Consider the following 22,156-nt stretch of genomic DNA (forward strand, 5'->3'; position numbering starts at 1 on the left):
ACGGCCGCCTGCGCCGCGGCCCCCGGTCACCCCGTCAGCACCCCCTCCAGGAACGGCTCTATCGCCGCCCGCCACTCCTCCGGCCGGTCGTAGTGGACGAGATGGCCCGCGTCCGGCACCTCCGCGTACCGGCCTCTCGGGAGCACCCGGACCATTTCCTGGGCCTCGGCCCTGCCCAGCTCGCCGTCCAGACCTCTGACCACCAGCGTGGGGCACTGGACCTGGGCCAGTTCGTCCCAGTGCGCGTCATAAACCCAGGTGTCGCGGGAGGTCATCATCTGGCGGCGCGAGAAGACCGGGCGCCAGCCGTCGGGGCGTTCGGTCATGACCTCCGCGAAGAAGTCCCCGCGGGCCGGCGTGGGGCGCTCCAGCCAGGGGTCCTCCTCGCCGAACCACTTCCGGACGTCGGCGAGCGAGGCGAACGGCACCGGCCAGGTGCGGAACCAGTCGCCCCACTCCCGCTGCGAGGCCGCGCCCAGCGCCGAGGCCCGCATGTCGCAGATGACCAGGGCGCGGACCAGGTCGGGGCGCTTGGCGGCCAACTGCCAGGCCGTGAGCGCGCCCATCGAGTGGCCTATGAGCGTGACGGGCGCGAGGCCGAGGCGCTCGATCACGGTCTCCGCGTCGTCGACGTACGCCTCACGGGTGAAGGGGCCCTCCGGCGGCTTCTCGCTGTGGCCGTGGCCCCGCTGGTCGAACGCGACCACCCGGTGCCGGGCCGCGAGCCAGCGCGCCGTGCCGTCCCAGTGCGAGGCTCGGCCCATCAGGCCGTGCAGCAGTAAGACCCCGGAGCCGTCCGCCCGGCCGTCCGCCGCGGCCCCCGGCGGGTCGGCGAACTCCCAGGCAGCGAGACGTACGCCGTCCGCTCCGGTCACATCGATACGCCGCACCATGCGTCCCGGCACCCCCTTCGGTCTCACCGACTCGCTCACGGACTCGGGGCCCGGGTCCCGGACCGACCGGTCCTGGACCCGCACCACGTCAGGCTATCGAACTCTTATTCGAACACGCGGTTCTCGTGTGTAACACCGCTCGTTCGAGTGACCACGCTCCAGGATTGCCGGGCGGCCTTCAGGGGAGATCTTCTCCGGGAGGCGGGCCGCTCGGGGATGACGGTCCGAAGGGGACGACCCTGGGAGCTCGGGGCTCCGGGTCGGCGTGGGGGCGGCCGGGCTCCGGTGCCGCGAGGCGCCGGGGCCCGGCTCGCGAGAAGCGCGCGCCAGGGCGCGCCGCCACCGGCCCCCCTCGCCGTACGAGCAGATCACGCCACGCATCAGCCGTCCCTCCCCCCGCCGCCACGGACGCTCCCCACGTCCGCCGCGTCACCCCCGAGCGCCCTCGGGCGCCCTCACCACCGCCGGCCCGCGACCGGGTCCGCCGGTCTCAGCGCTTGGCGACGAAGACGTGCGACGCCACCTCGGACACCAGCTCCGCCGCCTCGCCACTGCTCCCTACCAGTACCCCACCAGGCGACTCCGTCACACTCACCACAGAGCCGGGCTGTACGCCCGCCCGCCGCAGGGTGTACATGAGCTGGGCGTCCGTCTGGATCGGCTCACCGATCCGCCGTACGACGACGGTCTTGCCCTCGGCGCCCGGATCCAGCTCCGCCAGGCTCACCATCCCCGCGTCGAGGAAGGGGTCGGCCTCGGCCTTCTCGCCCAGCTCCTCCAGCCCCGGGATCGGGTTCCCGTACGGCGACTCCGTCGGGTGGCGGAGCAGTTCGAGCACCCGGCGCTCCACCGCCTCGCTCATCACGTGCTCCCAGCGACACGCCTCGGCGTGCACCTGCTCCCACTCCAGGCCGATGACATCGACCAGGAGGCATTCCGCGAGCCGGTGCTTGCGCATGACGCGCGTCGCCAGCCTGCGCCCTTCCTCCGTCAGCTCCAGATGCCGGTCGCCCGCGACCGTCACCAGGCCGTCGCGCTCCATGCGCGCCACGGTCTGGCTGACCGTCGGGCCGCTCTGATCGAGCCGCTCCGCGATCCGGGCGCGCATCGGGACCACACCTTCCTCTTCCAGCTCAAGGATGGTGCGGAGATACATCTCCGTCGTGTCGATCAGTCCGGACATTCGTGCCCCTCGAATAAATCGTGCGCTGGCCCTGACTCAATTCTGACGCATGCCACCGACAAGCGTGCCTCGCAGGAGAGCACAGCCCTTGGGACAGTCGCGCGGAGGCCGCGCGAAGACCGGCCGGGGAGACCCGGCGGAGCCGGGCCCCTCCCGGGCGGACAGCGGTGCGGACAGCGGTATTGACAGAGCAATGGTCCAGACCTCAACGTGATCCGCGGCACAGACATTCCCGCCCGGGAACCCGCCCCTGACCCCCACCTCCGGAAGGGGCTCCTCGATGAGCTCGACGAGCGAGAGCAAGCCTGCCGACCAGTTCTTCGACGCGGCGATCGGCCTGCTCAGGCGGGTACGCGAGGAGCAGTCCGGGCGGATCGCCGCGGCCGGCGCCGCGGTCGCCGACACGGTCGCCTCCGGGGGCCGGCTCTTCGCCTTCGGCGCCGGGCACTCCTCGCTCGCCGCGCAGGACATCGTCTACCGGTCCGGCGGCTTCGCCACCATGAATCTGCTCGTCGTCCCCGGCGTCGTCGGCGTCGACGTCATGCCCGCCCCGCTCGGCTCCGCGCTGGAACGGGTCGAGGGCCTGGCGGCCGCCGTGCTGGACTCCAGCCCCGCCACCGCCGGGGACCTGCTGGTGATCGTCTCCCTCTCCGGGCGGAACGCGCTGCCCGTCGAGATGGCCATGAACGCGCGGGACCTGGGGCTGACGGTGATCGGGGTGACCTCCCTGGCGTACGCGAAGGACACCCGCTCCCGGCACCGCAGCGGGACGTTCCTGAAGGACCACTGCGACATCGTCCTCGACAACGGGATCGCGGTCGGCGACGCGGAGCTGACGGCCCCGGGCGTCGAGGCGCCGTTCGCGCCCGCCTCCACGGTCGTCACCAGCGCCCTGATGCAGGCGATGATGGCCGCGGGCGCCGGGGAGCTGGCCGGGCGCGGCATCGAGCCGCCGCTGCTGCGGTCGGGCAATGTCGACGGCGGCACCGAATGGAACGGCCGGGTGATGACCGAGAACCGGGACCGGATCTTCTACCGCCACTGATCCGCCACGGATCTGCCGCTGTTCTGCCGCTGATCCGCCGCTCATCCCACTGTCCCGCCCGCTCCTTCGCTTCCTCCCGCTCCTCCGCGCCCTCCCGTTTCTCCACGCCTCGGCTCCGCCACGGCCGCGACACGCCTCGAAGCGGCGCTCCGACGCCTTCCGCGACACGCGCCCGAAACTATCGCCGGGACGCGCCCGGGTGGCTCCGCGTCACCAATGCAACGTTCTTTCGCCCGCGCGACGGGATAGCCACGGGACTCCCGGTGAATACCGGGGTCTGCGGGAACCGTTCGCATGAACTCTGCTCGCACACACGATCCAGAACCGCCACTTTGCGTCACGAAAGGAACACTTGGCGGAATTTTGAGCTTTCATCTACAGGTAATGTTCAGGCAAAGTGGTGGAGGCTGCGGTGCTGCATCATTGGAGCTTCGGCACCGGGCATCCGTGTATCCACGTATCCACGCGAAGGAAAGGGCGAGCAGTGAGATTCCGACCGAGCCACGCGCTCACCCCGAGACGCGGGATTCACGTCGCCTGACCCGGCCGGCCCTTATCTCGCTCTTATCTCGTTTCACCCCCCCCACTGACCCGACCACACCGCGCCCCGGCAAGACCGGGGGTGCAGGAGGCAGGCCATCATGAAGTCACTCATCGACCACGCCCGTTCGTTCTCCGTCCAGGTGGCGGAGCGCCCCGACGAGTTCCGTGAACTCGCCGCGGGGCAGGCACCCCAAGCCCTCTTCATCACCTGCTCGGATTCCCGAGTCATCCCCTCCCTCATCACCGGCGCCCGCCCGGGGGAGCTGTTCGAACTGCGTACGGCGGGCAACATCGTCCCCTCGTACGACGAACAGCGGCCCGGCGGGGAGACCGCCACCATCGAGTACGCACTGCGCGTGCTCAACGTCCGCGACATCGTCGTCTGCGGTCATTCACACTGCGGCGCGGTGGGAGCCATGGTGCGTGGCGACGACCTGTCCGCCGTCCCGGCCGTGCGCGGCTGGCTGGACAACTGCGCGACGGGGCAGCCCTCCGCGCGGGAGCTCGCCCACGCCGTGCAGCAGCACGCGGCGGCGCAGCTCGACACCCTGCGCGGCTATCCCGCCGTACGGGAGAAGCTCGCCGAGGGACAACTCTCGCTGCACGCCTGGTACTACGAAGTGGACACCGGGGCCGTGAGCAGCCACCGGCCCGAGCTGGACGGGGACTTCAGACCGCTGTGAGCACGGCCCAGGGCGCGACCTCAGCCACGGCGACCGGCCGTGGCTGAGGTCGTCGGCCCCTGGCCGCACCGCGTCGTTCGTCCCCGTCTCACAGCTAGGACACCCTCATGCTCACCCTCTTGAAGGACCGTCAGGTCCTCAGGCGCGACATCCTCGCGTCACTCGTCGTCTTCCTCGTCGCTCTACCGCTCTGCGTGGGCGTCGCCGTCGCCTCCGGGGTGCCCGCCGAACTCGGCCTGGTCACCGGCATCGTCGGCGGCATCGTCGTGGGCTTCCTGCCCGGCAGCTCGCTCCAGGTGAGCGGTCCCGCCGCCGGGCTCACCGTCCTCGTCTACCAAGCCGTCCAGGACTTCGGTCTGGGCACGCTCGGCGTCATCGTCCTCGTCTCCGGGCTGCTCCAGCTCGCGCTCGGGGCGTTCGGCCTCGGCCGCTGGTTCCGGGCCATCTCCGTCGCCGTGGTGCAGGGCATGCTGGCCGGCATCGGCCTGGTGCTGGTCCTGGGCCAGGTGTACGCGATGGCCGACACCGCCCAGCCGTCCGGCGGCATCCCCAAGCTCACCGGCCTGCCCGGGCTGGTCGGCGAGATCTTCACGAACGGTACGGCGCTGACCGCGTTCGCCGTCGGCGCCGGTACGGTCGCCGTCCTCGTCCTGTGGCCCAAGCTCCCCGCGAAGGTCCGCGTGGTGCCGGGACCGCTGGCCGCCGTGGCGCTCGCCACCGGCGCGACGCTGCTGTTCGACCTGTCGATCGCCAAGGTCGAGGTGAAGGGCCTGCTGGAGTCCATCAGCCCGCCCGGGCTCGGCGACTTCAGCCAGCTCGGCGGCGTCGCCGTACTCGGCACCGTCCTCGCCTTCACCCTGATCGCCTCGGCGGAGAGCCTGTTCAGCGCCGCCGCCGTCGACCGTATGCACGACGGGCCGCGCACCGACTACAACAAGGAGCTGATGGCCCAGGGCGTCGGCAACACGATCTGCGGCGCCCTCGGCGCGCTGCCCATGACCGCGGTCATCGTGCGCAGCGCCGCCAATGTCCAGGCGGGGGCGCGCACCTCGCTCTCCCGGGTCCTGCACGGCGTGTGGCTGCTGCTCTTCGCGGCGCTGCTGCCCGCGGCGATCGGCGTGATCCCGCTGGCGGCGCTCGCGGGCGTCCTGGTGCACGCGGGGTGCAAGCTCATCCCCGTCAAGGAGCTGGCCCCGCTGTGGCGGGAGCACCGCGGCGAGGCCGTGATCCTCGCCATCACGGCGATCGCGGTCCTGGTCACCAACCTCTTCGAGGGCGTGGTGCTCGGGCTGCTGCTCGCGGTGGTCAAGACGGCCTGGGAGATCTCGCACCTCCACGTCGACGTGCGGGAACTCACCGGCGGCCGGCTGGTGGTCTCCGTGACGGGGAACGCGACGTTCCTGCGGCTGCCCCGGATCATGGAGCAGCTCGAAGCCCTGCCGAAGGACAAGCCGATCGAGCTGGACCTGTCGGGTCTGCGCCATGTCGACCACGCGTGCCGTATCGCCCTGGAGAACTGGGCACTGCGGCACAACGACGCGGAGACCGAGCCGGTCAGGATGCTGCCGCCGGTGGCGGCGGCGGAGAACAGCTCGGGCACAGCCTGAGGTACGGCGCCGGACGGCTCAGCCTGTCCGGCGCCGTGCCCCGTACGGGCGTCCGCCCACCGCTCGGGAGCTCCCGGCCCCATCGCTCCGGCCGCGCTCCCGCTCAGGCGTCCACCGCCCCGGCGCTCCCGCTCAGGCGTCCGCGTCCGGCAGCAGGGCCCTGAGGTCCAGGCAGGCGGCTATCCGTACGGTCACGTCCTCCGCGTACACCGCGTCGGGCCGTTCGAACTCGGTACGGCTCGCGCCCCGGAGGAAGGTCACCACGCCCAGCGACCTGCCGCGGCTGCGCAGCACCGTGCACAGGGCGTGGACGGAGTCCTCCGGCCACTGCCGGGACGCCGCCCACACGGGCGCCGGCACCGGCTTCGGGGCTGCGTCGGCGGTGCCGTACGCGTCGCCGCCCCCGTTCGCACCGTTCCTGCCCGTCGGGGCGCTGGCCCGGACCGAGCCGGTACGGTCCATCGCCTGGAGCGCCGGATGCCCGGCCGCGTACCGCACCGGTATGGAGCCCGACCCGGTCTGTGTGCTGGGCCCGGAGGCTCCGCCGCCCGGCGTCGCGACCGTACGGACGAGGCGTACGGGACCGGCCGTACCGGAAGCGAGCCCTCCGGGGCCCCGGCCCTCCGCCACCAGGTCGATCAGGGCGTGGTCGGCGAAGCCCGCCAGCGCGAAGTCCAGATAGACCGTCGCCGCCTCCATCGGGTCCTCGCACTCGGCGGCCGCCCGGCCCGCCCGGTGCAACTGGCTGCCGCGGAACCGCAGCCGGTCCGCCTCCTGCACGGCCAGCTTCTGCTCCGTCACGTCCTGGAACATCCAGCCCACACCCAGCGGAACCGGCTCCTCCGCCAGCGGTGACGCCAGCCGCAGGAAGCCGCACCGCCAGCAGCGCCGGCGCTCGCCGTCCGGGGTGCGGACCGTCATCCACAGCTCGGCGACGGCGGACGACGCGCCCTCCGACAGCACATGGTGGAGCGCCGACTCCAGCTCCTCCACGCCCTGCGTGATCAGCTCGCCCAGCGGCCGTCCCAGCACGGAGGCGCGCCCGGAGCCGAGCAGCCGCGCCGCGTGGACATTGACGACGGTCGGCCGCAGATCGACGTCGACGAGGACGACACCCCAGGCCGCGTCCTCGAAGAGCGCCTCGCTGAGCGCGATGGACCGTTCGAGGTCGATCTGCTCATGGACCTCGCTGAAGGCGCTGTACACCCCGGCGGGCTTGCCGTCCACTCCGCGCATCCCGGACGACTGCGTACGGATCAGGACCCGGCCGCCGTCCTTGCGCAGCAGCGCGAACTCGTCCACCTGCCGGTCGGGGCCGTCCATCACGGCCATCAGCCGCGCCTGGACCTCGTCCGCGTCGGCGGTCCGTACGGCCCACCCGGCGAAGCCGTGCCGGCCGACGGCCTCCGCGGCGGACCAGCCGAGTATCCGCTCCGCCTCGCGGTTCCAGTGCGTGATCACGCCGTCCGCGTCGAACGCGCAGAGCGCCGCGTCCATCCCGTCGAGCAGCGCCGCGAGCAGATCGGACCCCGGCCCGTCCCGGCCCGGCGCCGCCCGGCCCCCGGATCCGGCGCCGCTGTCCGCCCCGGAATCGGAGCCCGGTTCGTCCGGCCCGGGAGCATTGGCGGTCTCACTCCGAGAAGCACTCATGCTGGTACCCCCTGCGGGACGTCTCCGCCTGTGCTGCCGACTCTGCTGCCGCACCTACGATCATTCAACTCGATAGTGGCCCACCTCACACGTCGTTCCCCGAAATCGTTCCCGATCACCGGCTCCGGAAGCGACCCGTTAATTGGGTTGAGCGGTGGGGATCCGCTTCCTAGAGTGGTGAGCACACCGAAAGGAGGTGATTCGGAAGTGATTTCTTTCCGGACTCGTGAGGTGGCTGCGGGCTGACAGCCCGACGTCGCACTCCGTGCGGAGCCGGTGAACCCGCCGGCCCAATCCACAGCAGTCACCACCCCGCAGGCTCGCCGGTACGTCCGGCCGGCTCCTCCTCGGAGGAACCAGAGCCTGCGGGGTTCTGCTGTTCCCGGCCCCCTCCTGCCGTCCTACGGGGCTACGGGGCCAGGCCGTCCTACGGGGCTACGGGCAGAGCCGTTCCACGCGCCAGCCGGGCCGTCCGCCCGGGCCCTCGCCGTGGACGTAGCGCAGCCGGTCGTGGAGCCGGTTCTCGTGGCCCTGCCAGAACTCGACCGTCTCCGGCGTGACCCGGAAACCGCCCCAGTGCGGCGGCACCGGGACCTGCTCGCCCTCCGGATACCGGGCCGCCAGGGCCTCGTACCGCTGGAGCAGGTCCTCGCGGGAGCCGATCGGGGTGGACTGGTCGCTGGCCCAGGCGCCGAGCTGGGAGCCGTGCGGGCGGGTGCGGAAGTACGCGGCCGTCTCGTCGCGGCCGGTGCGGGCCGCCGTGCCCGTGACGATGATCTGCCGGGACAGCGGGTGCCAGGGGAAGAGCAGCGAGACCTGGCGGTTGGCGGCGATCTCCCGGCCCTTGCGCGAGGTGTAGTTCGTGAAGAAGACGAAGCCGCGGCCGTCGTACCCCTTCAGCAGCACCGTGCGCGAGGACGGGCGGCCCTCGGGGGTCGCCGTGGAGACCACCATCGCGTTCGGCTCGGGGAAGCCGCAGGCCGCGGCCTCCTCGAACCAGCGGGCGAACTGGTCCATGGGGGTGGCGGCGAGGTCCGTGTCCAGCAGGGGAGTGGTGCGGTACTGCTCACGCATCGTGGCGGGATCTGCGGGCACGGCGGGAACGGCGGAAGCTGCGGAGGATTCCGGGGTCTCGTGAGGCACGGGTTCATCCTGCCGCAGGGCCGAGTTTGCCCCGCACGGAGGACCGCCAACCCTCGGGGGACAAAATCTGGCAGTGTGCCGGTTATCACGCGCCGCCGCGTCTTTCCGTACCGTCGAAACCCGCCAAAATCTGGGGCAGGCCACACCCCTGTGGCCCTCCCCCACCCCTCAGGTCACCACCGCACACGTCACCACCCCACACGTCACCACCGCACATGTCGCCACCCCACACGTCACGCCACCGCACACGTGACGCCGCACACCACGCGAGGAGCCGCCCGATGTCCGACTTCGACACCTCCTTCGTCCCAGGACTCGAAGGCGTCGTCGCGTTCGAGACGGAGATCGCCGAACCGGACAAGGAGGGCGGCTCCCTGCGTTACCGGGGCGTCGACATCGAGGACCTGGTCGGGCAGGTGTCCTTCGGCAACGTCTGGGGTCTGCTGGTCGACGGGGCGTTCAACCCCGGTCTGCCGCCCGCCGAGCCCTTCCCGATCCCGGTCCACTCCGGGGACATCCGTGTCGACGTGCAGTCCGCCCTGGCGATGCTCGCGCCCGTCTGGGGGCTGAAGCCGCTCCTCGACATCGACGAGCGCACGGCCAGGGACGATCTGGCGCGCGCCGCCGTGATGGCGCTCTCGTACGTCGCCCAGTCGGCCCGCGGGCAGGGGCTGCCGATGGTCCCGCAGCGCGAGATCGACCAGGCGCACTCGGTCGTGGAGCGCTTCATGATCCGCTGGCGCGGCGAGCCGGACCCCCGGCATGTCAAGGCCGTCGACGCCTACTGGACGTCGGCCGCCGAGCACGGCATGAACGCCTCCACCTTCACCGCCCGGGTCATCGCCTCCACCGGCGCCGATGTCGCCGCCGCGCTCTCCGGCGCCGTCGGCGCGATGTCCGGGCCGCTGCACGGGGGCGCGCCCTCGCGCGTCCTCGGCATGATCGAGGAGATCGAGCGCACGGGCGACGCGACGGCGTACGTCAAGCAGGCGCTCGACCGGGGCGAGCGGCTGATGGGTTTCGGCCACCGGGTGTACCGGGCTGAGGACCCGCGGGCCCGGGTGCTGCGGCGTACGGCCCGGGAGCTGGCGGCGCCGCGCTTCGAGGTGGCGGAGGCGCTGGAGAAGGCCGCGCTGGAGGAGCTGCACGCGCGCAGGCCCGACCGGGTGCTGGCGACGAACGTGGAGTTCTGGGCGGCGATCGTGCTGGACTTCGCGGAGGTCCCCGCGCACATGTTCACGTCGATGTTCACCTGCGCCAGGACCGCCGGCTGGTCCGCGCACATCCTGGAGCAGAAGCGGACGGGGCGGCTGGTGCGCCCGTCGGCACGGTACGTCGGGCCGGGGACGCGCGACCCCCGGGAGATCGACGGGTTCGACGACATCACCGGGATCGTCTGAGACCGGGCCGCCTCCGGCCTCCGGGGCCGTCCGGGGCCGGGCCGCCTCCGGCCTCCGGCCCCGGAGGGGCCGCTGTCCCGCCGGGGCCGCTCAGCCCAGCGTCGCGTCCAGGATCCGCGCCCACTCGGCCACGACCCGTTCGCGCCGCCGCCGGTCGTCCGTCAGCAGCGTCGCGAGCCCCAGCCCGCGCGCCATGTCCAGCAGCCCCTGCACCGTCTCCCGTACGCCCGGCACGGATTCGTCCGCGCCCAGCAGCTCCACCGCGATCCGGTGCGTCTCCCGGCCGATCCGGGCCTCCAGCTCGGTGACCCGGGGACGTAGCCGCTCCTCGTCCGAGGCCGCGACCCACAGGTGGAGCGCGGCGCGGAACAGCGGGCCCGTGTAGAGCGCCACGATGCCCTCCACCGCCGCGCGCCGGTGTCCCGGGCCCGCCGGGACCAGGGCGCGCAGCGCGGCGGACCGTTCCTCCGCGACCTGCTCGACGGCGGCCGTGAACAGGTCCTCCCTGGTCGGGAAGTGGTGCTGCGCCGCGCCGCGCGAGACGCCCGCCCGCTCGGCGACGACGGAGACCGTGGAGCCCGCCCAGCCGTACGCGGCGAGGCAGGCCACGGCGGCCTCCAGCAGCCGCTGCCGGGTGGCGCGGCTGCGCTCCTGCTTCGGCCCGAACGCCACCGCCTCCGGTGGTCCCACCGGCGCCGGTGGTCCTAGATCACCCATGCCGCGTCCCGCCGTTCGAGGAACGCCGCGATGCCCTCGCGCGCCTCCGGCGTCATGAAGAGCGTGGCGGAGCGCTGGACGAGGTCCTCCGCGTACCGGTCGAAGGCGTCCAGGACATCGACCGTCAGCAGCCGCTTGGACTCCGCGAGCCCCTGCGGCGAGGCGGCGCGCAGCGCGTCGAGGACGGGGGCGAGCGCGGCGTCCACATCGTCGGCCGCCTCGGTGATCAGCCCGGCCTCCACCGCCTGTACGGCGTCGAAGCGCTCTGCGGTGAGGACATGGCGGGCCGCCGCGCGCGGTGCGATCCGGGGCAGCAGCGGCAGCGAGATCACGGCCGGGGCGACCCCGATCCGTACCTCCGTGAACGCGAAGTCGGACGTACGGTCGGCGAGCGCGAGGTCGCACGCGCCGAGCAGCCCGAGCCCGCCGGCCCGGACATGGCCGCTGACGCGCGCGACGACGGGCTTGGGCAGGGCGACGATCTGCCGCATCAGACCGACGAAGGTGTACGGGTTGGCCGGGGCCTTGAGGTCGGCGCCGGAGCTGAAGGTGGTGCCGGTGTGCGTGAGCACCACCGCCCGTACGGCCGGGTCCGCGCCGCAGGCCGTCAGCGCGTCGGAGAGCGCGTCGACCAGGCGCGCCGACAGGGCGTTGCGGTTCGCGGGTGAGTCGAGGGTCAGTGTGGTGATGCCCCGGTCGTGGGCGGTCGTCACCGGCGCGTCCGGGGACTCCCGGGATTCCGTCGGCCGGGCGGACGGTGTGTTCGGTGTCACGTGTTCTCCCTTTCGCGGTCGCGCACCGTACGCTCCCGCACGTCCCGCTCCCGCGCCTCACGGTCCCGCAGTTCCCGTCGGAGAATCTTGCCCGACGCGGCGCGCGGCACGCCCCCGACGAACTCGACCCGGCGGACCTTCTTGTACGGGGCGACGCGGTCGGCGACGAACCTCATGACCTCGGACTCGGTCAGCTCCTCCGCGCCCGGGCGGCGGACGACGAACGCCTTGGGCACCTCGTTGCCGTCGTCCTCGTACACCCCGATCACCGCCGCGTCCGCGATGGCGTCGTGGGTGAGCAGCAGGGCCTCCAGATCGGCCGGGGCGACCTGGAAACCCTTGTACTTGATGAGTTCCTTGACCCGGTCGACGACGAAGAGCCAGCCCTCCGCGTCCACCCGTCCGACATCGCCGGTGTGCACCCAGCCCGCCGCGTCGATCATCCCGGCCGTGGCCTCGGGGCGGCCGAGGTAGCCCTTCATGACCTGCGGGCCGCGCACCAGGATCTCGCCCTCGGCGCCGGGGGCGGCGTCGCGCTCCGTCCCTTCCCCGGCCGCCAGGTCGAGGAGGCGCATCTCGGTGCCGGGCAGCAGCTTGCCGACGGTGCCGGGCGGCGGGTGCTCGGCGGTGAGCGGGACGACATGGCTGCCGGGCGACAGCTCCGTCAGGCCGTACGCCTGCCGCAGGGGCGGCAGGCCGAGCCGGGCCGCACACGCGGCGGCGAGCGGGTGGGCCAGCGGGGCGGCGGCGCTCAGGACGTAGTCGAGCGAGGAGAGGTCGTACCGGGCGACGGCCGGGTGCTTGGCCAGGGCGAGCACGATGGGCGGGGCCACGTACAACCCGTTGACGCGGTACTTCTCGATGGCCGCGAGGAACTGGTCGAGGTCGAAGCGGGGCAGGACGACGACGGTCGCGCCGTGCCGCAGGGGCGCGTTCATCAGCGCGGTAAGGCCATATATGTGGAAAAAAGGAAGTACGGCGAGGATCCGGTCGCCGGGGCCCATCCCCATGACGGGTTCGAGCTGCGCCAGGTTGGTGGCGATCGAACGGTGCGTGAGCATCACGCCCTTGGGGACGCCGGTGGTGCCCGAGGAGTACGGGAGCGCCGCGATGTCCTCGCCGGGGTCGATGGCGATCTCGGGTAAGGGCGCGGTCGACCGCGCCAGGTCGAGGACCGAGCGGTGTCCGCGCGCCCGGTCGCAGACGAAGATCTCCTCGATCCCGCCGACCAACTCGGCGGCTCTTCTGGCCACTTCGAGTAAGGGCGAGACGGTGACGATCCAGCGGGCGGCGGAGTCGCGGAGCTGGGCGGCGAGTTCTTCCGGGGTGGCGAGGGGGTGGGCGGTGGTGACGGAGGCCCCGGCGCGGGTCGCCGCGTGGAACACCGCCGGATACGCCACGGTGTTCGGGCTGTGCAGGGCGAGGACATCGCCCTTGCGCACCCCCGCGTCGGCGAAGGCGGCGGCGATCCGCCGGTGCGCGGCGTCGAGTTGGGCGTACGTGGTGGACACGCCGGTCGTCCCGTCGATGAGCGCGACGGTGTCTGCGTACTCGGTGGCGCGGCCGAGCACGGCCTCGTGGATGGGCAGATCGACGGCCGGGACGTCCGCGTACTCGCTGCGGAACACATGGACCCCGTGGCCCTCCCGGACCCCGTCAACCCCGTGGTGCACCATGGCGGATCCCCTTCGCTGCGGGCTCGGCGCGGACGGCCGCACCGGGGGCGCGGGGCGTCGGCGTCAGGAGGGCCAGAATCGCCTGTCTCAGTACGACTTGGGGAGACCCAGGGACTGGTGGGATACGTAATTCAGGATCATCTCGCGGCTGACGGGCGCGATCCGGGCCACCCGGGCGGCGGTGACGAGCGAGGCGAGACCGTACTCGCGGGTGAGACCGTTGCCGCCAAGAGTGTGCACGGCCCGGTCGACGGCGCGTACACAGGCTTCCCCGGCGGCGTACTTGGCCATGTTGGCAGCCTCGCCCGCGCCGGTTCCCTCGCCCGCGCCGTCGCCCGCGTCGTGGAGGTGGGCGGCCTTGCGCAGCATCAGCCCGGCGAGTTCGATCTCGATGTGGGACTGCGCCAGGGGGTGCGCGATGGCCTGGTGGGCGCCGATGGGCGCCGCCCAGACCTGGCGGGTCTTCGCGTACTCGACGGCGCGGTCGAGCGCGTACCGCGCCATACCGAGGGCGTACGCGGCCGTCATCACGCGTTCCGGGTTGAGCCCGGCGAAGAGCTGGCGCAGCCCGGCGTCCTCGTCGCCGACGAGCGCGTCGGCGGGCAGCCGTACATCGTCGAGGACCAGCTCGAACTGCTTCTCCACGGCCTGGAGTTCCATGTCGATGGGGGTACGGGTGAAGCCGTCGGCGTCGCGCGGGACGATGAAGAGGCAGGGCTTGAGGGAGCCGGTCGTCCCGTTCCCGGTACGACCCTCGGTCCGGCCGACGACGAGTGTGGCGTCCGCGATGTCGACGCCGGAGACGAAGACCTTGCGGCCGTTCAGGATCCAGCCGTCGCCCTGGTCGTCCCGGCGGGCGGTGGTGGTGATGCGGTGGGAGTTGGATCCGGCGTCGGGCTCCGTGATGCCGAAGGCCATGGTGCGGGAGCCGTCGGCGAGGCCGGGAAGCCACTGCCGCTTCTGAGCCTGGGTACCGAAGCGGGCGATCACCGTGCCGCAGATGGCGGGCGACACGATCATCAGCAGGAGCGGACAGCCCGCCGCGCCCAACTCTTCGAGGACCAGGGAGAGTTCGGCGATACCGCCGCCTCCGCCGCCGTACTCCTCGGGCAGGTTCACCCCGAGGTAGCCGAGGGCGCCGGCCTCGCGCCACAGGGTCTCGCGGTCGTAGCCGCGTCCGTGGCGGCGGCCGAGGGCGGCCACGGCGGCGCGGAGCGCGGTGTGCTCCTCGCTCTCGGTCAGGAAAGGGGGGATCGTGCCGGTGCCGGTGCTGGGGCCGCTCATGAGGGATCTTCCTCCGGTGCGTCGGTGGCGGTGACGACGGCGAGCAGGGCGCCGACCTCGACCTGGCGGCCGGGGACGGCGAGGAGTGCGGTGAGCGTGCCGGAGGCGGGCGCGACGACGCGGTGCTCCATCTTCATGGCCTCCAGCCAGACGAGCGGCTGGCCCGCACCGACCCGCGCCCCCTCGGTCAGCCCGTCAGCGACGCGTACGACGGTCCCGGGCATCGGCGCGAGCAGCGAGCCCGCCTCGGCGGTACGGCCGGGACCGGCGAACCGGGGCCGGGCGAGCAGCCGGTGGGCGCCGGTGGCGGAGTCGACATGGACCTCGTCGCCGTACGCGGTGACGTCGAAGTGGCGTACGACGCCGCCGATGCGGAGGCTGACGCGGGAGGGCGAGACGGCGACGACCCATACATCCCCGGCATCCCCTACTCCTCCGGCCTCGGCCTCGACCACGAATCCGTCGCGGGTCGCCCGGTAGCGGACCTCGTGGTCGCCGTACGTCTTGCTCTGCGGCGCCGACGGTACGTTCCGCCAGCCGCCGAGCCGGGCGGGGACCCCGCCGCGCAGGGACCGGGACGCCGCGTCGGCGAGCGCGGCGGCGACGGCGGCGTGCCACGCGCCGGGGCCGGGGTCCTGGGCGGTCAGGGCGTCCAGGTGGCGGTCGTAGAAGCCGGTGTCGAGACGCCCCGCGGCGAAGTCCGGGTGGCCCAGCGACCGTACGAGCAGCTCCCTGTTGGTGACGGGGCCGTGCACCCTGGCCCGGCGCAGCGCGTCCCGGAGGCGGCGCAGGGCGGCCTCCCGGGTGGGCGCCCAGGCGATGACCTTGGCGAGGAGCGGGTCGTAGTGGACGCCGATGGTGTCGCCCCCGGTGTACCCGGTGTCGAGACGCAGCCGGGGCGCGGTGGTACCCCCACTCCCGGCGACACCACTGGCCCCCGGCACCTCCAGCGCGTGCAGGCGGCCGGTGCGCGGGGCCCAGCCGTCCGCCGGGTCCTCCGCGCAGAGCCGCGCCTCCACCGCATGCCCGCGCGCGGCCGGTGGCCGCGGCGGGAGGGCGGCGCCCTCCGCGACGGAGAGTTGCAGGGCGACCAGATCCAGGCCGAACACCTCCTCCGTGACCGGGTGTTCGACCTGGAGGCGGGTGTTCATCTCCAGGAAGTAGGGGCGTCCGCCCTCCGCGATCAGGAACTCGACCGTGCCCGCGCCCCGGTAGCCGACCGCGCGGGCGGCGGCGACGGCCGCCCCGGCCAGTTCCGTACGGAGCGCGTCGGGCAGGCCGGGCGCCGGGCACTCCTCGATCACCTTCTGGTGGCGGCGCTGGAGCGAGCAGTCGCGGGTGCCGAGCGCCCACACCGTGCCGTGCGCGTCGGCGAGCACCTGCACCTCCACATGGCGGGCCCCCGTCACATACGGCTCGGCGAAGACCTCGCCGTCCCCGAACGCGGCCCGCGCCTCCGCCGATGCCGCCATCAACTCCTGGTCCAGATCGTCCAGTTCGCGGACGACGCGCATACCGCGCCCACCGCCGCCCGCCGCCGCCTTCAGCAGCAGGGGCAGTTCGGCCCCGGTGGCGGCGGCCGGGTCGACGGGCGCGAGCAGCGGCACGCCGGCCGCCGCCATCAGCTTCTTGGCCCGGGTCTTCGACGCCATCGCGGCGATCGCCTCCGGCGGCGGCCCGATCCACACCAGCCCCGCGCCGAGGACGGCCCGCGCGAACTCCGCGTTCTCGGAGAGGAATCCGTACCCCGGATGGACGGCGTCCGCGCCCGCCGCGAGCGCCGCCGCCACGATCAGGTCGCCGCGCAGATAGGTGTCGGCGGGCGCGGCCCCCGGCAGCCGTACGGCGGCGTCGGCCTCCCGTACGTGCAGCGCGCCCGCGTCGGGGTCCGCGTACACGGCGACGGTCGAGATCCCCAGCTCACGGCAGGTGCGGAAGACACGGCAGGCGATCTCGCCCCGGTTGGCGACGAGCACGGACTCGATCATCTGGGACCTCACAGGGGATCTCACGGAACCTCACGGAACCTCACAGGACCGCACGGGACCTCACATCCGGAAGACGCCGAAGCCGCCGCGCACGCCCTCGACCGGGGCGCTGTGCACGGCGGACAGGCACAGGCCGAGGACGGTGCGGGTGTCGCGCGGATCGATGACCCCGTCGTCGTACAGCCGCCCCGACAGGAACGCCGGCAGCGACTCGGACTCGATCTGCCGCTCCACCACCGCGCGCAGCGCCGCGTCCCCCTCCTCGTCGTACACCTGGCCCTTCGCCTGGGCCGAGGCGCGCGCCACGATCGACAGGACCCCCGCGAGCTGCTGCGGGCCCATGACGGCGGACTTGGCGCTCGGCCAGGCGAAGAGGAAGCGCGGATCGTAGGCCCGGCCGCACATGCCGTAGTGGCCGGCGCCGTACGACGCGCCCATCAGGACCGAGAGGTGCGGGACCTTCGAGTTCGCCACCGCGTTGATCATCATCGCGCCGTGCTTGATGATGCCGCCCTGCTCGTACTCCTTGCCGACCATGTAGCCGGTGGTGTTGTGGAGGAAGACGAGGGGGATGTCGCGCTGGTTGGCGAGCTGGATGAACTGCGCGGCCTTCTGCGACTCGGCGGAGAACAGCACCCCCTGCGCGTTGGCGAGGATGCCGACCGGAAAGCCGTGCAGCCGGGCCCAGCCCGTCACCAGACTCGGCCCGTACAGCGGCTTGAACGCGTCGAAGTCGGAGCCGTCCACGATCCGGGCGACGACCTCGTGCGGATCGAAGGGGGTCCTCAGGTCGCCGGGGACGATCCCGAGGAGCTCGTCCTCGTCGTACCGTGGCGGCTCCACCTGACCCGGCGCCGGATCCGGATCCGGGTGCGCCTTGCGCCAGTTGAGGCGTGCGACGATGCGCCGGGCCTGCCGGATCGCGTCGGGTTCGTCGCGCGCGAAGTGGTCGGCGAGCCCCGACGTGCGGGCGTGCATCGCGGCGCCGCCCAGGGACTCGTCGTCGCTCTCCTCGCCGGTGGCCATCCTCACCAGCGGCGGCCCGCCGAGGAAGACCTTCGACCGCTCCTCGATCATGACGGTGTGGTCGGACATCCCGGGGACGTACGCGCCGCCCGCCGTGGAGTTGCCGAACACGACGGCGACGGTGGGGATCCCGGCGGCGGAGAGCCGGGTGAGATCGCGGAAGAGCGCCCCGCCCGGAATGAAGATCTCCTTCTGGGAGGGGAGATCGGCGCCGCCCGACTCGACCAGGCTGATGAGGGGGAGGCGGTTGGCGTACGCGATCTCGTTGGCGCGCAGCGCCTTGCGCAGGGTCCAGGGGTTGGACGAACCACCGCGTACGGTCGGGTCGTTGGCGGTGATCACGCACTCGACGCCCTCGACCACACCGACACCGGTGACCATGGACGCGCCGACGGGATACTCGCTGCCCCAGGCGGCCAGCGGGGAGAGCTCCAGGAACGGGGTGTCGGGGTCGAGCAGCAGCTCGACCCGCTCCCGGGCAAGGAGCTTGCCGCGCGCGCGGTGGCGGGCGGTGTACTTCTCGCCGCCGCCCGCGAGGGCCTTGGCGTGCTCGGCGTCCAGTTGCGCGAGCTTGGCGAGCATGGCGTCGCGGTGGGCCGCGTACTCGGCGGAGGTGGTGTCGAGGGCGGAGGGAAGCACGGTCACTGCGGAACCTCCGGAGATCTGGCGATCAGCGACACGGGAAGATCGACATGGCGCGAACGCAGCCACTCCCCCAGCGCCTTGGCCTGGGGATCGAACCGGGCCCGCGCGGCGACGCCCTCGCCGAGCAGCCCCACGACGGTGAAGTTGACCGCGCGGAGGTGCGGCAGGAGATGCCGCCCGACGGTCAACCCGTCGGTCTCCGGCAGGAGTTGGCGGAACCGGTCGACGGTCAGCTCATGCGCCAGCCACCGCCACGCGGCCTCGCCCTCCACCCAGACCCCGACATTGGCGTCCCCGCCCTTGTCCCCGCTGCGGGCGCCCGCGACGGCGCCGAGGGGGACGCGGCGGGTGGGCAGCCCGGCGGGCAGCGGCTCGGGAAGTCCGGGCGGCGGCAGGGGTATGTCGTCAACTGCCTTGCTCCATAAGGAGGTCGGGATGGCGAGGCGGGTCCCGTCCGGCAGTACGGCCGTCTGCGTCACCTCGCCCGCGTCGAGGTACGCCGCCTCGAAGACCCCGTACGGCGCGCCCTTGCCCGGCGGGGCCGTCACATGGAAGCCCGGGTAGCTGGCGAGCGCCAGCTCGACCGCCGCCCCGGTGACCGCCCGCCCCACCGCCTCCGGGTCGCTGTCGCGCACGACGAGCCGGAGCAGGGCACTCGCGGTCTCCTCGGTGGCGGCGTCCGGCCGGTCCGTACGGGACAGCTCCCAGCGGACCTCGGACGGGCGGCGGCGCGCGTCCGATGCGCCGGGCGCGACAGGCACGACAGGCGCGCCGAGGGCGTCCTCCACCTGGGCGCGTACGAGACGGGCCTTGGCCTCGATGTCGAGTCCGGTGAGGACGAAGACGATCTCGTTGCGCCAGCCGCCGATCCGGTTGAGCCCGACCTTGAGCGCCGGGGGCGGCGGTTCACCGCGTACGCCCGTGATCCTGACGCGGTCGGGGCCCTCCTGGTGGAGCCGTACGGTGTCGATCCTGGCGGTCACGTCGGGGCCCGGGTACCGGCCGCCGCCGGTCTCGTAGAGCAGTTGGGCGGTGACGGTGCCGAGGTCCACGACCCCGCCCGTACCGTCGTGCTTGGTGATGACCGCCGAGCCGTCGGCGTGGATCTCGGCGAGGGGGAAGCCGGGGCGGCGTACGTCGTGCCGGGTGAAGAAGGAGTAGTTCCCGCCGGTCGCCTGCGTGCCGCACTCCAGCACATGCCCGGCGACGACGGCCCCCGCGAGCGCGTCGAGGTCGGGGCCGGGGCCTGGAGCTGGGCCACGACCGCGAACGGGACTGTCGGCCGGTCCCGCCTCGTACCAGCCGAAGTGGGCGGCGGCGGGCCCGGTGACCAGGGCCGCGTCCGTGACGCGCCCGGTGACGACGACCTCCGCGCCGGCCCGCAGACAGGCGGCGATCCCGGCGCCGCCGAGGTAGGCGTTGGCGGTGAGGACGCCGTCGCCCCACTCCCGCCGCCGCAGCAGGTCGTCGCCCTCGACATGGGCGACCCGTACGGGCACACCGACCCGCTCGGCCAACTCCCGTACGGCGTCGGCGAGTCCGGCCGGGTTCAGTCCGCCCGCGTTGGTGACGATCCGGACGCCCCGGTCGCGGGCGAGCCCGAGCCCTTCCTCCAACTGGCGCAGGAAGGTCTTCGCGTACCCCGCGCGCGGGTCCTTCAGGCGGTCGCGGCCGAGGATAAGCATGGTCAGTTCGGCGAGGTAGTCCCCGGTCAGTACGTCGAGCGGCCCGCCGGTGAGCATCTCGCGCAGGGCGTCGAAGCGGTCGCCGTAGAAGCCGGACGCGTTCCCGATCCGCAGCACGCCGGGACGGGGTACACCGGGACCGGGTACACCGGGACGGAGTGCACCGGGACGGAGTGCACCGGGACCGGGTATGCCCTCGCCGCCGCCCACCCCGCTCACACGCCCCGGCCCGGTAAGCCCCTGGGCGCGCGGCCCGCCCCCGGCGGCCCGGCGAACGCCTGCGCGATCTCCAGCCAGTGGTCGGCGTCGGCGCCCTTCGCCCGTACGGCGAGATCCGCGCGGTGGGCCCGTCGCGTCACCAGCAGACAGAAGTCGAGCGCGGGCCCGGTCACGTACTGGCCGGCCTCCTCGGGACCGTACGCCCACAACTCACCGCTCGGCCCGGTCAGTTCGACACGGAACTGCTCGGCGGGCGGCTCCTCGCCCCGTACGCGATGGGCGTAGTCGCGGGCCCGTACGCCGATTCTGGCGACATGCCGCAGCCGCGCCGTCGGCGTACGCGTCACACCGAGCGCGTCCGCGATGTCCTGGCCGTGCGCCCAGGTCTCCATCAGCCGCGCGGTGGCCAGGGAGGGGGCGCTCATCGGCGGCCCGTACCACGGGAACCGCGCTCCGGGCGGGGCCTTGCCGAGGGCGGCACCGAGGCGCTCGCGGCCGTCGCGCCACCGGGCCAGGAGTACGGGGGCCGGCTGTGCGGCCCCGGCCCGCGCGGCCTCGTCCACGAAAGCGGCGGGGGCCCCGGCGGCCCGCTCCGCCTCCACGGCGAAGGCGCCGGGGTCGGTCACGGCGAGCAGCGCCATGGCGTCGGTCCAGGCGAGGTGGGCGATCTGGTGAGCGACGGTCCAGCCGGGGGCGAGGGTGTCCCTCGCCCACTCCGCCTCGCCCAACCCCCGTACGATCAGGTCGAGTTCATCACTCTCGGCCTTCAGGTCACCGAACACGGCAACGGCGTCGGACACGGATGCGCTCCCCTCGGGGCACGGCGGTGTGCGTGTCCCGGAGCATGGCAGCGCCCGTACAAACAAGCAAGCATGCTTGCTTTACTTCGTCGCCTTCGTCGCCTTCTCCACCTTCTCCGCCTTCGCCGCCTCCGCTGCCTTCGCCCCCCGTGTCCGCCTCCGCGTCTGGGTGCGTACGGCGCCCATGCTCGCCGCGATGACCAGCGCGATCGCCAGCGCGTCGAGTGTGGCGAGCGCCTGGTCCAGGAGGAGGAAGCCGCAGGCCGCCGCGATCCCCGGTTCCAGGCTCATCAGGACGGCGAAGGTGGGGGCGGGCAGCCGCCGCAGCGCGAGCAGTTCGAGGGTGTACGGCAGGACGGACGACATGAGCGCCACCACCAGGGCCAGCCCCAGCGTGGACGGCACCAGCAGCTTCGCCCCCGACTCCACGATCCCCAGCGGCAGGATGAGCAGCGCGCCGACCGCCATGGCCAGCGCCAGCCCGTCCGCCTGCGGGAAGCGGCGGCCGGTGTGCGCGCTGAAGACGATGTACGTCGCCCACATGGCGCCCGCGCCGAGCGCGTACCCGACGCCGACCGGATCGAGCCGGTCGAAGCCGCCGCCGCTGAGCAGCACCACCCCGCCGAGCGCGAGCACCGCCCACAGGAGGTTGACCAGCCGCCGGGAGACGATCACCGAGAGCGCGAGCGGGCCGAGGACCTCCAAGGTGACGGCGACGCCCAGCGGGATACGTTCGAGCGCCTGGTAGAAGAGGCCGTTCATCGCGGCGAGGGTGGCGCCGAACGCGATGACGGTCCCCCAGTCGGCGCGCGCGTACCCGCGCAGCTTCGGCCGGCACACGGCGAGCATGACGAGCGCGGCGAGCCCGAGCCGGAGCGTGACGATGCCGAGGGCGCCGGTGCGGGGCATCAGCATGACGGCGACGGCCGCCCCGAACTGCACGGAGAGCCCGCCCGCGACGACGAGCGCGACGGGCCCGAGGGCCTGGCGCCGGGAACCGGAGGCCGGGGCGGAGCCGGGATCCGAACCGGAACCGGCCCTGTCGGCGACCCCTGCCGCAACGGCTTCGGGCACCGGCACGGCGGCACCCACGGCGGCGGTACGCGACTCCTCCACCACAACCCCTCCCATCAGTAGTTCAGACACAGCTCAGCAGCCGGTCGGTCTCAGCGATACGACGACAGTCCAACACACTG

Annotated in this window: 17 protein-coding genes; 4 read left to right on the top strand and 13 right to left on the bottom strand. The window is 73.0% G+C overall.

Annotation, left to right across the window (positions count from 1 at the left end; genetic code table 11):
• Window positions 1–26: 26 nt before the first annotated feature.
• Both ACIO3P_RS21375 and ACIO3P_RS21380 read right to left on the bottom strand, forming a co-directional pair.
• The gene (locus ACIO3P_RS21375; RefSeq protein ID WP_329825123.1) at window positions 27–893 is read right to left on the bottom strand and encodes an alpha/beta hydrolase; all 867 of its coding nucleotides are present in this window, start codon (window positions 891–893) and stop codon (window positions 27–29) included.
• Between the two features lie 490 nt (window positions 894–1,383).
• Window positions 1,384–2,076 carry a metal-dependent transcriptional regulator gene (locus ACIO3P_RS21380; RefSeq protein ID WP_329825003.1) on the bottom strand — a complete coding sequence of 231 codons (693 nt, stop codon included), beginning with the start codon at window positions 2,074–2,076 and terminating at the stop codon, window positions 1,384–1,386.
• 280 nt (window positions 2,077–2,356) lie between these two features.
• Here ACIO3P_RS21380 and ACIO3P_RS21385 point away from each other — a divergent pair, with 280 nt between their 5' ends.
• The 3 genes from ACIO3P_RS21385 to ACIO3P_RS21395 all read left to right on the top strand — a co-directional run bounded on the left by ACIO3P_RS21385 (window position 2,357) and on the right by ACIO3P_RS21395 (window position 5,954).
• Window positions 2,357–3,121: an SIS domain-containing protein gene (locus ACIO3P_RS21385; RefSeq protein WP_329825002.1), complete on the top strand. Its 765-nt coding sequence runs from the start codon at window positions 2,357–2,359 to the stop codon at window positions 3,119–3,121.
• 641 nt (window positions 3,122–3,762) lie between these two features.
• A complete protein-coding gene (locus ACIO3P_RS21390; protein ID WP_329825001.1) occupies window positions 3,763–4,347 on the top strand; it encodes a carbonic anhydrase in 585 nt (194 codons plus the stop codon).
• A 107-nt stretch (window positions 4,348–4,454) separates the two neighbouring features.
• Window positions 4,455–5,954, top strand: coding sequence for a SulP family inorganic anion transporter (locus ACIO3P_RS21395; RefSeq protein WP_329825000.1), 1,500 nt, complete (start codon window positions 4,455–4,457; stop codon window positions 5,952–5,954).
• A 132-nt stretch (window positions 5,955–6,086) separates the two neighbouring features.
• Here the strand turns inward: ACIO3P_RS21395 and ACIO3P_RS21400 are convergent, their stop codons facing one another.
• Together ACIO3P_RS21400 and pdxH are read right to left on the bottom strand one after the other, a co-directional pair.
• Window positions 6,087–7,604, bottom strand: a complete 1,518-nt coding sequence (locus ACIO3P_RS21400; protein WP_401853037.1) for a PAS domain-containing protein — start codon at window positions 7,602–7,604, stop codon at window positions 6,087–6,089.
• A gap of 435 nt (window positions 7,605–8,039) precedes the next feature.
• Window positions 8,040–8,678: a pyridoxamine 5'-phosphate oxidase gene (pdxH, locus tag ACIO3P_RS21405; RefSeq protein ID WP_329824998.1), complete on the bottom strand. Its 639-nt coding sequence runs from the start codon at window positions 8,676–8,678 to the stop codon at window positions 8,040–8,042.
• A gap of 350 nt (window positions 8,679–9,028) precedes the next feature.
• Here pdxH and ACIO3P_RS21410 point away from each other — a divergent pair, with 350 nt between their 5' ends.
• Window positions 9,029–10,147, top strand: coding sequence for a citrate synthase 2 (locus ACIO3P_RS21410; protein WP_329824997.1), 1,119 nt, complete (start codon window positions 9,029–9,031; stop codon window positions 10,145–10,147).
• Between the two features lie 90 nt (window positions 10,148–10,237).
• Here ACIO3P_RS21410 and ACIO3P_RS21415 read toward each other — a convergent pair whose 3' ends face one another.
• The 9 genes from ACIO3P_RS21415 to ACIO3P_RS21455 all read right to left on the bottom strand — a co-directional run bounded on the left by ACIO3P_RS21415 (window position 10,238) and on the right by ACIO3P_RS21455 (window position 22,091).
• On the bottom strand, window positions 10,238–10,864 hold the full coding sequence (locus tag ACIO3P_RS21415) for a TetR/AcrR family transcriptional regulator (RefSeq protein WP_401853039.1): 627 nt from the start codon (window positions 10,862–10,864) through the stop codon (window positions 10,238–10,240).
• Complete coding sequence (locus tag ACIO3P_RS21420) at window positions 10,852–11,577, bottom strand: enoyl-CoA hydratase family protein (RefSeq protein WP_329825122.1); 726 nt, start codon at window positions 11,575–11,577, stop codon at window positions 10,852–10,854. The genes ACIO3P_RS21415 and ACIO3P_RS21420 overlap by 13 nt, the downstream gene beginning before the upstream one ends.
• A gap of 56 nt (window positions 11,578–11,633) precedes the next feature.
• Entirely contained in the window at window positions 11,634–13,313 is a 1,680-nt protein-coding gene (locus tag ACIO3P_RS21425; protein ID WP_401853041.1) for a 4-coumarate--CoA ligase family protein, read from the bottom strand.
• 87 nt (window positions 13,314–13,400) lie between these two features.
• Entirely contained in the window at window positions 13,401–14,597 is a 1,197-nt protein-coding gene (locus ACIO3P_RS21430; protein WP_401853042.1) for an acyl-CoA dehydrogenase family protein, read from the bottom strand.
• Window positions 14,594–16,585 (bottom strand): biotin carboxylase N-terminal domain-containing protein, encoded by a 1,992-nt coding sequence (locus ACIO3P_RS21435; RefSeq protein ID WP_401853044.1) that lies wholly within the window; start codon window positions 16,583–16,585, stop codon window positions 14,594–14,596. The genes ACIO3P_RS21430 and ACIO3P_RS21435 overlap by 4 nt, the downstream gene beginning before the upstream one ends.
• A gap of 60 nt (window positions 16,586–16,645) precedes the next feature.
• Window positions 16,646–18,256, bottom strand: a complete 1,611-nt coding sequence (locus ACIO3P_RS21440) for an acyl-CoA carboxylase subunit beta (protein ID WP_401853045.1) — start codon at window positions 18,254–18,256, stop codon at window positions 16,646–16,648.
• Window positions 18,253–19,998 (bottom strand): acyclic terpene utilization AtuA family protein, encoded by a 1,746-nt coding sequence (locus ACIO3P_RS21445; protein WP_401853255.1) that lies wholly within the window; start codon window positions 19,996–19,998, stop codon window positions 18,253–18,255. Before ACIO3P_RS21445 ends, ACIO3P_RS21440 begins: the two co-directional genes overlap by 4 nt.
• A 158-nt stretch (window positions 19,999–20,156) precedes the next feature.
• The gene (locus ACIO3P_RS21450) at window positions 20,157–20,960 is read right to left on the bottom strand and encodes a TIGR03084 family metal-binding protein (RefSeq protein ID WP_401853046.1); all 804 of its coding nucleotides are present in this window, start codon (window positions 20,958–20,960) and stop codon (window positions 20,157–20,159) included.
• 81 nt (window positions 20,961–21,041) lie between these two features.
• Window positions 21,042–22,091 (bottom strand): EamA family transporter, encoded by a 1,050-nt coding sequence (locus tag ACIO3P_RS21455; RefSeq protein ID WP_401853048.1) that lies wholly within the window; start codon window positions 22,089–22,091, stop codon window positions 21,042–21,044.
• Window positions 22,092–22,156: the final 65 nt, after the last annotated feature.

The sequence above is a fragment of the Streptomyces sp. NPDC087310 genome, from assembly GCF_044744405.1.
Classification (GTDB): domain Bacteria; phylum Actinomycetota; class Actinomycetes; order Streptomycetales; family Streptomycetaceae; genus Streptomyces.

Bases quoted from the DNA above. Each gene is read 5' to 3' on its own strand.
- ACIO3P_RS21375 (WP_329825123.1), bottom strand. From the start codon at position 893: ATGGTGCGGCGTATCGATGTGACCGGAGCGGACGGCGTACGTCTCGCT.
- ACIO3P_RS21380 (WP_329825003.1), bottom strand. From the start codon at position 2,076: ATGTCCGGACTGATCGACACGACGGAGATGTATCTCCGCACCATCCTT.
- ACIO3P_RS21385 (WP_329825002.1), top strand. From the start codon at position 2,357: ATGAGCTCGACGAGCGAGAGCAAGCCTGCCGACCAGTTCTTCGACGCG.
- ACIO3P_RS21390 (WP_329825001.1), top strand. From the start codon at position 3,763: ATGAAGTCACTCATCGACCACGCCCGTTCGTTCTCCGTCCAGGTGGCG.
- ACIO3P_RS21395 (WP_329825000.1), top strand. From the start codon at position 4,455: ATGCTCACCCTCTTGAAGGACCGTCAGGTCCTCAGGCGCGACATCCTC.
- ACIO3P_RS21400 (WP_401853037.1), bottom strand. From the start codon at position 7,604: ATGAGTGCTTCTCGGAGTGAGACCGCCAATGCTCCCGGGCCGGACGAA.
- pdxH (WP_329824998.1), bottom strand. From the start codon at position 8,678: ATGCGTGAGCAGTACCGCACCACTCCCCTGCTGGACACGGACCTCGCC.
- ACIO3P_RS21410 (WP_329824997.1), top strand. From the start codon at position 9,029: ATGTCCGACTTCGACACCTCCTTCGTCCCAGGACTCGAAGGCGTCGTC.
- ACIO3P_RS21415 (WP_401853039.1), bottom strand. From the start codon at position 10,864: ATGGGTGATCTAGGACCACCGGCGCCGGTGGGACCACCGGAGGCGGTG.
- ACIO3P_RS21425 (WP_401853041.1), bottom strand. From the start codon at position 13,313: ATGGTGCACCACGGGGTTGACGGGGTCCGGGAGGGCCACGGGGTCCAT.
- ACIO3P_RS21430 (WP_401853042.1), bottom strand. From the start codon at position 14,597: ATGAGCGGCCCCAGCACCGGCACCGGCACGATCCCCCCTTTCCTGACC.
- ACIO3P_RS21435 (WP_401853044.1), bottom strand. From the start codon at position 16,585: ATGATCGAGTCCGTGCTCGTCGCCAACCGGGGCGAGATCGCCTGCCGT.
- ACIO3P_RS21445 (WP_401853255.1), bottom strand. From the start codon at position 19,998: ATGCTCACCGGCGGGCCGCTCGACGTACTGACCGGGGACTACCTCGCC.
- ACIO3P_RS21455 (WP_401853048.1), bottom strand. From the start codon at position 22,091: ATGGGAGGGGTTGTGGTGGAGGAGTCGCGTACCGCCGCCGTGGGTGCC.